6 protein-coding genes and 1 CRISPR repeat array (1 of these 7 cut by a window edge) are annotated in these 12069 nt (G+C 32.4%); of the genes, 5 read left to right on the forward strand and 1 reads right to left on the reverse strand.

The window, feature by feature from the left end; genetic code table 11:
* The first annotated feature begins 189 nt into the window (after positions 1–189).
* Positions 190–366: a BF3379 family histone-like protein gene (locus AC6CHK_RS05530; protein WP_042720556.1), complete on the forward strand. Its 177-nt coding sequence runs from the start codon at positions 190–192 to the stop codon at positions 364–366.
* 100 nt (positions 367–466) lie between these two features.
* On the opposite strand, the gene AC6CHK_RS05535 is transcribed toward AC6CHK_RS05530, so the two are convergent.
* On the reverse strand, positions 467–2590 hold the full coding sequence (locus AC6CHK_RS05535; RefSeq protein ID WP_498094327.1) for a Tex family protein: 2124 nt from the start codon (positions 2588–2590) through the stop codon (positions 467–469).
* A 307-nt stretch (positions 2591–2897) separates the two neighbouring features.
* On the opposite strand from AC6CHK_RS05535, the gene cas9 reads away from it, so the two are divergent.
* The 4 genes from cas9 to cas2 are packed head-to-tail and all read left to right on the forward strand — an operon-like array spanning position 2898 to position 8902.
* Positions 2898–7280 (forward strand): type II CRISPR RNA-guided endonuclease Cas9, encoded by a 4383-nt coding sequence (cas9, locus tag AC6CHK_RS05540; RefSeq protein ID WP_498094328.1) that lies wholly within the window; start codon positions 2898–2900, stop codon positions 7278–7280.
* Positions 7267–7677, forward strand: a complete 411-nt coding sequence (locus tag AC6CHK_RS05545; protein WP_498094329.1) for a PIN domain-containing protein — start codon at positions 7267–7269, stop codon at positions 7675–7677. The genes cas9 and AC6CHK_RS05545 overlap by 14 nt, the downstream gene beginning before the upstream one ends.
* The gene (gene cas1, locus AC6CHK_RS05550; RefSeq protein WP_498094331.1) at positions 7674–8567 is read left to right on the forward strand and encodes a type II CRISPR-associated endonuclease Cas1; all 894 of its coding nucleotides are present in this window, start codon (positions 7674–7676) and stop codon (positions 8565–8567) included. The genes AC6CHK_RS05545 and cas1 overlap by 4 nt, the downstream gene beginning before the upstream one ends.
* Positions 8564–8902 (forward strand): CRISPR-associated endonuclease Cas2, encoded by a 339-nt coding sequence (gene cas2 / locus AC6CHK_RS05555; RefSeq protein WP_498094333.1) that lies wholly within the window; start codon positions 8564–8566, stop codon positions 8900–8902. Before cas1 ends, cas2 begins: the two co-directional genes overlap by 4 nt.
* Before the next feature lie 57 nt (positions 8903–8959).
* Positions 8960–12069: direct repeats of the CRISPR family, unit length 47 nt; unit sequence GCTGTGATCAATCACGAAGATAATAATTTTTGAAAGCAATTCACAAC; it runs 398 nt beyond the window's last position.

The raw sequence follows: 12069 nt of genomic DNA on the forward strand, positions 1-12069 counted from the left end.
AGGCTTTGGATTCAATAAATATGTAATGTTATGATTATTTATTATACGTTTGTGTTTGTCATCTTTTAGGCTGCTTTTTCAGAATTTATATTTTTAAGGTAAATAATTTACAATTTATATCAAATTTTTCTGATGAAGTTAGGCTAGAAACGTCTTAAAAGCTATATTTGCAACCTAAATTTTATAGACATGAAAGAACTTATTGAAAAAATCAACGCAGAATTTGAAGCGTTCGCTACTGAAGCAAACCAACAAGCAGAAAAAGGAAACAAGGCAGCGGGTACAAGAGCTCGTAAATCAGCTTTGGAATTGAGCAAATTGTTCAAAGAATTCAGAAAAGTTTCTGTTGAAGAATCAAAGAAATAAGACAAAATCAGCCGGCTCATTGAAGCCGGCTTTTTTGTTAAATCTTTTTAAGTTTTAGATAGAATTCATAATTTTTGTTTGTAAGCTGAAATTAATTCACTTACAAAATCATGCTCAACTGAATTCTTTTCCTTGCTTCATCAATTTCCGTTACTTTTACCTGAACGTGCTGATGCAGCTTTACGACTTCATTTACATCAGAAACAAAGCCTTCTTTCAGTTGAGAAATATGTACAAGTCCGCTTTCTTTTATCCCTAAATCTACAAAACATCCGAAAGCCGTAATGTTGTTGACAATTCCGGGAAGAATCATGCCTGTTTTTAAGTTTTTAATGCTTTTTACATTCGGATCAAATTCAAAAACTTTAGCAGCTTTTCTTGGATCTAAACCTGGTTTTTCAAGCTCTTTTAAAATGTCTTTGATTCCTAAAATTCCAATGTCTTCAGTAATATATTTTTCAGGATTAATTAAAGCGATCTTTTCTTTATTGGCAATTAATTCATCTGTTTTTATGCTTAAATCCTTGGCCATTTTGTCAACAATTCCGTATGCTTCAGGATGCACGGCAGAATTGTCCAAAGGGTTTTTGGCATTGGCAATTTTTACAAATGCAGCAGCTTGCTGGAAAGCTTTTTCACCTAATCTCGGAACTTTTTTTAACTGTTTTCTGTCTTCAAAAGCACCATTTTCCGAACGGTAATTGACGATATTTTCCGCCATCTTTTCACCAATTCCGGAAACATAGCTTAAAAGAGATTTGCTTGCTGTGTTCAGGTTAATTCCGACAGAATTTACACATTTCATCACGGTAGAATCCAGTTCATTTTTCAGTTGAGTTTGATCCACATCGTGCTGATATTGCCCGACACCGATCGATTTAGCATCAATTTTCACCAATTCTGCCAAAGGATCAGACAATCTTCTTCCAATGGAAACTGCGCCACGAACGGTCACATCATAACTCGGAAATTCGTCTCTCGCGATTTTACTTGCCGAATAAACCGAAGCTCCAGCTTCCGAAACCACAAAAACCTGCAATGGTTTGTCGAACGCGATTTTTTTTATAAAAAACTCGGTTTCGCGGCTTGCCGTTCCGTTCCCGATTGATATTGCCTGAATGTTGTATGCATTTACCATCGAACGGATTTTCTTCATCGCCATTCCGGTTTCATTTTGCGGAGCGTGAGGATAAATGGTTTCGTTATGAAGTAAATCTCCTTTTTCGTCTAAACATACAATTTTACAACCGCTTTTGTAGCCGGGATCGATCGCTAAAATTCGTTTTTCCCCTAAAGGCGGAGCCAATAATAATTGACTAAGATTTTCAGAAAAAATTTCAATCGCTTTTTTGTCTGCTTTTTCTTTAGCTTCTTGCAGAGTTTCGTTGGAAATTGCGGGTTCCAACAATCTTTTGTAGCTGTCTTTTATGGCTAATGAAATTTGCTCAGAACTTTCATTATTTGATTTGATGATTGCCTTTTCAATAAAATCTATTGCTTCTTCCTTATCGATTTCCACATTTGTTTTTACGAAACCTTCGGATTCTGCTCGTAACATTGCTAAAAGCCTGTGAGACGGAATTTTATTTAAGCTTTCTTCCCATTCAAAATACTGAGAAAATTTTTGTGCGCCTTCTTCTTCTTTTTTAGCTTTTACAACTTTAGAAGTGATCATTGCTTTTCGCTGAAACAAACGACGGAGATTTTTACGGACATACATATTTTCGTTGATCCATTCTGCCATGATATCTCGTGCGCCCTGAAGTGCTTCTTCTTCTGAAGAGACTTTGTCATTTATATATTTTGAAGCCAAAAACTGCAAATCATTACTTTTCTGGCTCATAATAATTTTAGCTAAAGGTTCCAATCCTTTTTCTTTTGCCGCATCAGCTTTGGTTTTTTTACGCTTTTTAAAAGGTAAATACAAATCTTCCAGCTCCTGAATGTCAAAGCTTTCTTCAATTCTGGTTTTTAAGTCTGACGTTAAAACATTTTGCTCTTCAATTGATTTTAAAATACTTTCTTTTCGCTTTACAATTTCTTCAAACTGCTTATTGAGTTTTGAAATCTGTTCGATTTGTGTTTCATCCAGATTTCCAGTTCTGTCTTTTCGATAACGTGAAATAAAGGGAATTGTACAATCTTCGGAAAGTAATTGAAGCGTATTGTTGATGCTTTTTTCGGAAAGGTTGAGTTGTTTTTTTATAAAGTCAATTGCGTTCATTCGGGATTTTTGGAATGGCTAAAATAAGATTTTAAAAAGAAATAAGGCGATTTGCCCAGCCTTGAATGTTTTGTTCATTAATATTTATTGATTTTAAAAGAATTAACGAAACATTTAGACATAAAAATGCCCCGCAGATAGGCGAGGCGCTAAATGTTTTCACAACGGAATAATCCTTATTGTGAATTGCTTTTCAAAATTATTAATACAAATATATGTTAAAAATTTATTAATTTATTTACGGAAAACCATAATTTGAATAATTTTTTTATCTCTATTTTTATATTTATTAAAAAACTGATTTACAATGATTAAAAATATACTTGGATTAGATTTAGGGACAAACTCAATAGGTTGGGCATTAATAAAACAAGACTTTCAAAATAAACAAGGTGAAATTCTTGGGATAGGAAGTAGAATTGTTCCAATGTCTCAAGATATTCTTGGCGATTTTGGAAAAGGGAATTCTGTTTCACAAACTGCTGCAAGAACAGGTTATAGAGGTGTGAGAAGATTGCGAGAAAGATTTTTATTACGAAGAGAAAGACTTCACAGAGTTTTGAATATAATTAATTTTTTACCAGAATATTACACTTCTCAAATTGATTTTGATAAAAGATTCGGAAAGTTTAAAGAAGAAACCGAACCAAAACTGGCTTATAATAAAGAAGGATTTATTTTTAAAAAGTCTTTCGAAGAAATGCTTGTGGATTTTAAAAACCATCAACCTCAACTTTTAGAGAATAACAAAAAAATTACTTACGACTGGACAATATATTACCTCCGTAAAAAAGCGCTTTCGCAAAAAATTGAGAAAGAAGAACTGGCTTGGATTCTTTTGAATTTTAATCAGAAACGTGGTTATTATCAATTGCGTGGTGAAGATTTTGAAGAAGAAAAGGATAAAACTTTTGTACGCTTAAAAGTCGAAAAGATTGTTGATTCGAGAGATAATGTAAAGGGCAAAATATTGTATGATGTTTATTTCGATAATGGTTGGAAATACGATAAGCAAATTGTAAAAACAGAAGATTGGATAGAACGTGTAAAAGAATTTATTGTTACTGAATCATTCTTGAAAAACGGAGATATCAAAAGAACTTTTAAAGCAGTTGATTCTGAAAGGGATTGGATTGCTATCAAAACTAAAACCGAACAAGAAATCGACAAATCCCACAAAACCGTTGGAGCCTATATTTATGAAACGCTTCTTCAAAATCCAAAACAAAAAATCAAAGGAAAACTGGTTCGTACGATTGAAAGAAAATTTTATAAAGAAGAACTCAAACAGATTTTAGAAAAGCAAAGAGAATTTCATCAGGAATTGCGTGACGAGGACTTGTATAATGATTGTGTTCGCGAACTGTACAGGAATAATGAAGCACATCAATTGACTTTAAGTAAAAAAGATATTGTGCATCTTTTTATGGAAGATATTATTTTTTACCAAAGACCTTTGAGAAGTCAAAAGTTTTCTATTTCTAATTGTACATTGGAGTTCAGAAAATACAAAGATGAAAATGGAGCAGAGTATACGCAATTTTTAAAAGCAATTCCAAAATCAAATCCATATTATCAGGAATTCCGGATTTGGCAATGGATGTATAATCTTAATATTTATAAAAAAGATGATGATGCGAACGTTACCAAAGAATTTTTAACTTCAAATGAAGATTTCGAAAATTTGTTTGAATTTTTGAATAATAGAAAAGAAGTTGACCAAAAAGCATTGTTGAAACATTTTAAATTAAATGAAAAAACACATCGCTGGAATTTTGTAGAAGATAAAAAATATCCTTGCAACGAAACCAAAACAATGATTTCATCAAGGTTGGATAAAGTTGAAAATATTTCTGATGATTTCTTTACCAGAGAAATTGAGCAGAAGATTTGGCATATCATCTATTCTGTAAGTGATAAAATTGAATATGAAAAAGCATTGAAATCCTTTGCTGGAAAGCATAATTTGGATGAAAATTCTTTCTTCGAAGCGTTCAAAAAGTTTCCGCCATTTAAAAGTGAATACGGTTCTTTTTCAGAGAAAGCGATTAAGAAGTTGTTGCCTTTAATGCGAGTGGGGAAATATTGGAATGAGGATGATATTTTAAAATATAGTGATGATTATTTTAAGAATATAGAATCTTTGCTGGGTGTACTAAAACAAAGAGATGAAAATATTTCTGACGATGACCGCCAAAATTATAATAAAACAATAAATAATAAACTTCGCGAAAAATTAGAGAATTTTCAAAATGCAGAGATAGAATCTTTTCAAGGCTTAAGATTACATATTGCTCAATATATTCTTTATGGGAAACATTCTGAAGGAGATAATAAAAAATTCAGTTCTGCAAATGATTTAGATGAGTTTTTAAAAGAATTTAAACAGCATTCGCTTCGTAATCCGATTGTAGAACAGGTGATTACGGAAACAATTCGTGTGGTAAAAGATATTTGGTTAAAATATGGAAATGGAGCTAAAGATTTCTTCGACGAAATTCATATTGAATTGGGTAGAGAAATGAAGCAAACAAAAGATGAACGAGCAGATGCCACAAAAAGAATAACAGAAAATGAAAATACCAATCTTCGCATCAAAGCTTTATTGGCTGAAATGATGAATGATCATTCGGTAGAAAATGTTCGTCCATATTCTCCGATGCAACAGGAAATTTTAAAAATTTATGAAGATGGAATTTTAAAATCCGACATCGAAATTGAAGATGATATTCTGAAGATCAGCAAAACAGCACAACCTTCTTCATCGGATTTAAAAAGATACAAACTTTGGCTCGAACAGAGATATAAATCGCCTTATACAGGACAAATTATTCCTTTAAATAAATTATTTACCACAGAATATGAAATTGAACACATTATTCCGCAAAGCCGATATTTTGATGACAGTTTTAGCAATAAAATTATTTGCGAATCGGCAGTGAATAAATTGAAAGATAATTATATCGGACTTGGATTTATTAAACAATTCGGTGGGACTATCGTTGAATGTGGTAACGGAAAATCAGTAACAGTTTTTAAACAAGATGCTTATGAAGATTTCGTTAAAAAACACTATGCCAATAACCGAGGTAAACGAAATAAACTTCTTTTGGAAGAAATTCCTGAGAAAATGATTGAACGACAGCTAAACGATACTCGTCATATCAGCAAATATATTTCTGGTGTTCTTTCCAACATTGTTCGTGTAGAAGATGGAAGCGATGAAGGCGTGAATTCTAAAAATATTGTTCCCGGAAATGGAAAAATTACAACACAACTGAAACAAGATTGGGGTTTGAATGATGTTTGGAATAATTTGATTTTGCCTCGTTTTGAAAGAATGAATCAACTGACTAATTCAACAGATTTTACCGCTTGGAATGAAAATCACCAGAAATTTTTGCCAACCGTTCCGATTGAATTTTCAAAAGGATTTTCAAAGAAAAGAATAGATCATCGCCATCATGCTTTAGATGCTTTGGTTATTGCTTGTGCTACGAAAGAACATATTAATTATATGAATAATGAGCATGCATTAAGAAAAGGTAAAACTAAAGAAGAAAAACAAAGTCTTCGATATGATTTACGAAAAAATCTTTGCTATAAAAAATACAATAGTGATTCAAAAGAAAATTATAAATGGATTTTTAATAAACCTTGGGCTAGCTTTACGGTAGATGCTAAAAATAATTTGGAGAAAATTATTGTAAGCTTTAAACAAAATCTTCGTGTAATAAATAAAGCGACAAATTATTATGAAAAATATGTAGAAAAAGACGGTGTAAAAACCAAAGAAAGAGTAGAACAGACCGGAACAAACTGGGCGATAAGAAAGCCGATGCACAAAGAAACTGTTTCCGGAAAGGTCGATTTGCCATGGGTGAAAGTTCCTAAAGGAAAGATTTTAACGGCAACAAGAAAAAGTCTTGATACTTCTTTTGATTTGAAATCAATTAATTCAATCACAGATACCGGAATCCAAAAAATACTTAAAAATTATTTGGAATTTAAAGGAAGTGCTGAAATTGCATTTTCGCCTGAAGGAATTGAAGATATGAATAAAAATATCGAACAGTATAATGATGGAAAATCACATCAGCCAATCAATAAAGTTAGGGTTTTTGAATTGGGCAGTAAATTTCAAGTTGGGCAAACCGGAAATAAAAAGGAGAAATATGTAGAAGCTGCAAAAGGAACTAACTTATTCTTTGCGGTTTATGAAGATAAAAATGGAAAAAGAAGCTATGAAACTATTCCGTTGAATGAAGTTATTGAAAGGCAAAAACAAGGATTAAACCCTGTGCCTTTAGAAAATGATAAAAGTGATAAGTTATTATTTAGCCTGTCTCCAAATGATTTAGTGTATGTGCCTCTGGAAGATGAATTTATAGGAGGTAATTTTAATCCATATAATTTTAGCAAAGAACAGATTAAGAGAATATATAAGGTTGAAAAAACTTCAGGTACTGAATGCTATTTTGTTCGTCAAGATATTGCTTATTTAATAAAACAATACGATGCAAAAACTAAAATTGGGGAATTGGAAAGTCAGAATAAGCTTCAAGTCACAATGACAGAGGATAGAATGAAAATTTCTGAAGTTTGCTTGAAAATTAATTGTGATAGGCTAGGAAATATAAATATTTTAACAAAAGAAAAAATCAAGAAAATATTTGATGGATATAGATAGAATAGCAATTGATTCAAATGTACTTTTATATGCTTATGACAATAGGGATATAAATAAGCAAGATAGAGCGATAGAGATATTATTCGAAAAACCATTTGTCACTCAATTAGTTGTTTTTGAATTTATAAGAGTTTTGGAAAGGAAATTTAAAATGGAGAAAAAAGAAATTACTAAACTTACTATTAAATTACTAACTGAACTAGTATATCCTCTATCTCAACACAGTGATATTTATGATTATGCTCACTTTTTAGCTCAGAGATATAATTATGGATTAAGTGATATTTTGGTGCTTTCAGATTTAATACTTAATAATTGTTCTATTTTACTATCAGAAGATATGTGCAATGGAATGACTGTCGATAAAAGATTAAAAATTATTAATCCTTTTTTATGATAACCCGTTCCATCTACATTGGTAATCCAACATATCTGAAACTCAAAGACAATCAGATGAAAATCCTATGTCCGGAAACAAAAGCAGAAAAGGGGAGTATTCCGGTAGAAGATTTGGGATTATTGATGTTAGATCATTTTCAAATTACAATTTCTCATCAACTTATTCAGAAAATGATGGGGAATAATGTGGTTGTGGTAAGTTGCGATTCCCATCATTTGCCTCACGGAATTATGCTCCCACTTTACGGACATACGGAACATTCCGACCGTATTAAAGATCAGTTGGAAGCCAGCGAACCGCTCAAAAAACAACTCTGGAAACAAACCATCGAATGCAAAATTGAAAACCAAAAAGAAGTATTAAGAAGATTAGGAAACTATTATGAACCCATGATTGATTATCAGAACAATGTTAAAAGCGGAGATATCACCAATATGGAAGGTATTGCAGCACAACATTACTGGAAATATCTCATCAGTTTAGATTTTTTAAGGCAGCGTTTTGGAGACTCGCCTAATCAGTTCTTTAATTTCGGTTATTCAGTTCTCAGAAGTATTGTCGCGAGAGCAATTGTTGAAACTGGATTGCTTCCCGTTCTCGGAATTTTCCATAAAAATAAATACAATCCCTACTGTCTTGCTGATGATTTGATGGAACCTTACCGTCCGTTTGTTGATTTATTAGTGATGGATTGGCTGACAAAGAATCCGGATATAGAAGAATTGACGAAAGAATTTAAATCACACATCCTGCAAATTGCAACCAAAGATGTGTCGATAGACACGAAAACAAGACCACTGTTGGTGGCAGTAAAATCAACCGCTACATCGCTATACAAATGTTATACGGGAGAAAAACGAGTCATTTCTTATCCCGAACTGATATGAACGCCGAAAGGTTTAATGCATACCGAATTATGTGGGTTTTAGTATTATATGATTTGCCGGCAGAAACTAAAGCCAATATGAAAGATGCCTACCGCTTTCGTAAATCTTTGCTTGACGATGGCTTTACCATATTTCAGTTTTCGATGTATGTAAGGCATTGTCCGAGTCGCGAAAATGCTGAGGTTCATATTAAAAGAGTAAAATTTATGCTCCCAAAAGCAGGAAAAGTAGCTATAATGTGCATTACAGATAAGCAATTTGGAGACATTGAAATTTTCTTCGCCAGGAATAAAGAAGAACCACCGCCAACCTTCCAACAGCTTGAATTATTCTAAATTTTAAATCCTAAAAACAAAAACAATCTACTGAAAACCAGTAGATTGTTTGTTGAGGCTGTGATCAATCACGAAGATAATAATTTTTGAAAGCAATTCACAACACCTGCTACTTTTGCTTGTTTTTCTTGTTTGCTGTGATCAATCACGAAGATAATAATTTTTGAAAGCAATTCACAACCAAGACCATAAATACCACCTTCTAATTTATGCTGTGATCAATCACGAAGATAATAATTTTTGAAAGCAATTCACAACAAACAAGGTTATCACCTCGGTATGTTAGGCGCTGTGATCAATCACGAAGATAATAATTTTTGAAAGCAATTCACAACCTAATATTTCTTCACATAATTCCCACGTGGCTGTGATCAATCACGAAGATAATAATTTTTGAAAGCAATTCACAACGCGGGTAGAACATGGATTGATACGGCAAATGCTGTGATCAATCACGAAGATAATAATTTTTGAAAGCAATTCACAACTATAAAGTATTTAAGTTTATATTCTTCTGTGCTGTGATCAATCACGAAGATAATAATTTTTGAAAGCAATTCACAACGAGAATTATTAATACCAAGTGATAAAGTCAGCTGTGATCAATCACGAAGATAATAATTTTTGAAAGCAATTCACAACAAAGGTTACGAACAAAGTGTTTTAGAACATGCTGTGATCAATCACGAAGATAATAATTTTTGAAAGCAATTCACAACCTAAAACTAATTGAGCGTTTGATATGCTCTGCTGTGATCAATCACGAAGATAATAATTTTTGAAAGCAATTCACAACTGTTGTGATGCTATTTTATAAGGAGGATCTGCTGTGATCAATCACGAAGATAATAATTTTTGAAAGCAATTCACAACCGTGTTTTTCTAAACAATATTTATATAATTGCTGTGATCAATCACGAAGATAATAATTTTTGAAAGCAATTCACAACCAATTCGATATTTAATTTCTTATTTTCCATGCTGTGATCAATCACGAAGATAATAATTTTTGAAAGCAATTCACAACTGTTTATCCGTTAATCCTTCCATTGTTTAGCTGTGATCAATCACGAAGATAATAATTTTTGAAAGCAATTCACAACGTTAGTTCCCAAGACTAACATTATTATATTGCTGTGATCAATCACGAAGATAATAATTTTTGAAAGCAATTCACAACGAAATATCTGCAGTCTCGGAATTAAACCAGGCTGTGATCAATCACGAAGATAATAATTTTTGAAAGCAATTCACAACCGGCTGAAAAATTAGCAGGTGAAAGAGCTGGCTGTGATCAATCACGAAGATAATAATTTTTGAAAGCAATTCACAACTAACTCGAAATTCATCTTCGATATAAGTTTGCTGTGATCAATCACGAAGATAATAATTTTTGAAAGCAATTCACAACGACTACCTAATAAAGCATTTGGATAATTCAGCTGTGATCAATCACGAAGATAATAATTTTTGAAAGCAATTCACAACGATTTTATTGAGTATACTAGGTCTGCGGCGGCTGTGATCAATCACGAAGATAATAATTTTTGAAAGCAATTCACAACGAACCCGTTAAGAGACGGCGACGAGTATAGCTGTGATCAATCACGAAGATAATAATTTTTGAAAGCAATTCACAACCATCAAATACAGCGTTTGTAAAAAACTGCGGCTGTGATCAATCACGAAGATAATAATTTTTGAAAGCAATTCACAACAACATAAGTATTGTATTGAGAACCATACTGGCTGTGATCAATCACGAAGATAATAATTTTTGAAAGCAATTCACAACACCTTATCCAATCTTTCATTTTTATTTTTTGCTGTGATCAATCACGAAGATAATAATTTTTGAAAGCAATTCACAACGTTTATTGGAAGAATTGCAGGTAAAAGAAAGCTGTGATCAATCACGAAGATAATAATTTTTGAAAGCAATTCACAACTCTTTATAAACTAAGCCCATTAGACGGAAAGCTGTGATCAATCACGAAGATAATAATTTTTGAAAGCAATTCACAACTTCTTTTCGTTGAATTTCGATATCTCTAAAGCTGTGATCAATCACGAAGATAATAATTTTTGAAAGCAATTCACAACCAGGAACGGCATGACCTGATGGAGGAGGAAGCTGTGATCAATCACGAAGATAATAATTTTTGAAAGCAATTCACAACATTCTGACGTGTTAGTTGTTGAATTATTGTGCTGTGATCAATCACGAAGATAATAATTTTTGAAAGCAATTCACAACGAAATTAATTCATAATTTATTTGAAACTTTGCTGTGATCAATCACGAAGATAATAATTTTTGAAAGCAATTCACAACTAGAAATGGTAAAACCTTGGATAAATACAGGCTGTGATCAATCACGAAGATAATAATTTTTGAAAGCAATTCACAACCGTTTCCCTTAGTAATTCGTTAACGGCTCGGCTGTGATCAATCACGAAGATAATAATTTTTGAAAGCAATTCACAACACAGGAGAAGGCGAAATGAAATAATGAAAAGCTGTGATCAATCACGAAGATAATAATTTTTGAAAGCAATTCACAACGCAGCATTGACTTATGCAATTTATAAGCAGGCTGTGATCAATCACGAAGATAATAATTTTTGAAAGCAATTCACAACGCAAATGATCTTTCAAAGGTAAACAACATCGCTGTGATCAATCACGAAGATAATAATTTTTGAAAGCAATTCACAACTGCAATTAGTAATATCATAGGAGTTGGAGGGCTGTGATCAATCACGAAGATAATAATTTTTGAAAGCAATTCACAACTTTCCGGAAAAACAGATATTGGTGACACAAGCTGTGATCAATCACGAAGATAATAATTTTTGAAAGCAATTCACAACAGTCTTAAACAATACTAAACAAGTTTAAACGCTGTGATCAATCACGAAGATAATAATTTTTGAAAGCAATTCACAACCCTGCGATGCGTGAAGCTGAAAGATTAGAGGCTGTGATCAATCACGAAGATAATAATTTTTGAAAGCAATTCACAACCTTTCCGTTCGCATTTTGAAAATACGGGTGGCTGTGATCAATCACGAAGATAATAATTTTTGAAAGCAATTCACAACTACCATTCTGTTCAATGCAGATCAACAAAAGCTGTGATCAATCACGAAGATAATAATTTTTGA

This window comes from Chryseobacterium sp. GQ58, assembly GCF_059758895.1.

What these genes read in the sequence shown, in the direction of transcription:
- AC6CHK_RS05530 (WP_042720556.1), top strand. Translation starts at nt 190, where the DNA reads ATGAAAGAACTTATTGAAAAAATCAACGCAGAATTTGAAGCGTTCGCT.
- AC6CHK_RS05535 (WP_498094327.1), bottom strand. Translation starts at nt 2,590, where the DNA reads ATGAACGCAATTGACTTTATAAAAAAACAACTCAACCTTTCCGAAAAA.
- cas9 (WP_498094328.1), top strand. Translation starts at nt 2,898, where the DNA reads ATGATTAAAAATATACTTGGATTAGATTTAGGGACAAACTCAATAGGT.
- AC6CHK_RS05545 (WP_498094329.1), top strand. Translation starts at nt 7,267, where the DNA reads ATGGATATAGATAGAATAGCAATTGATTCAAATGTACTTTTATATGCT.
- cas1 (WP_498094331.1), top strand. Translation starts at nt 7,674, where the DNA reads ATGATAACCCGTTCCATCTACATTGGTAATCCAACATATCTGAAACTC.
- cas2 (WP_498094333.1), top strand. Translation starts at nt 8,564, where the DNA reads ATGAACGCCGAAAGGTTTAATGCATACCGAATTATGTGGGTTTTAGTA.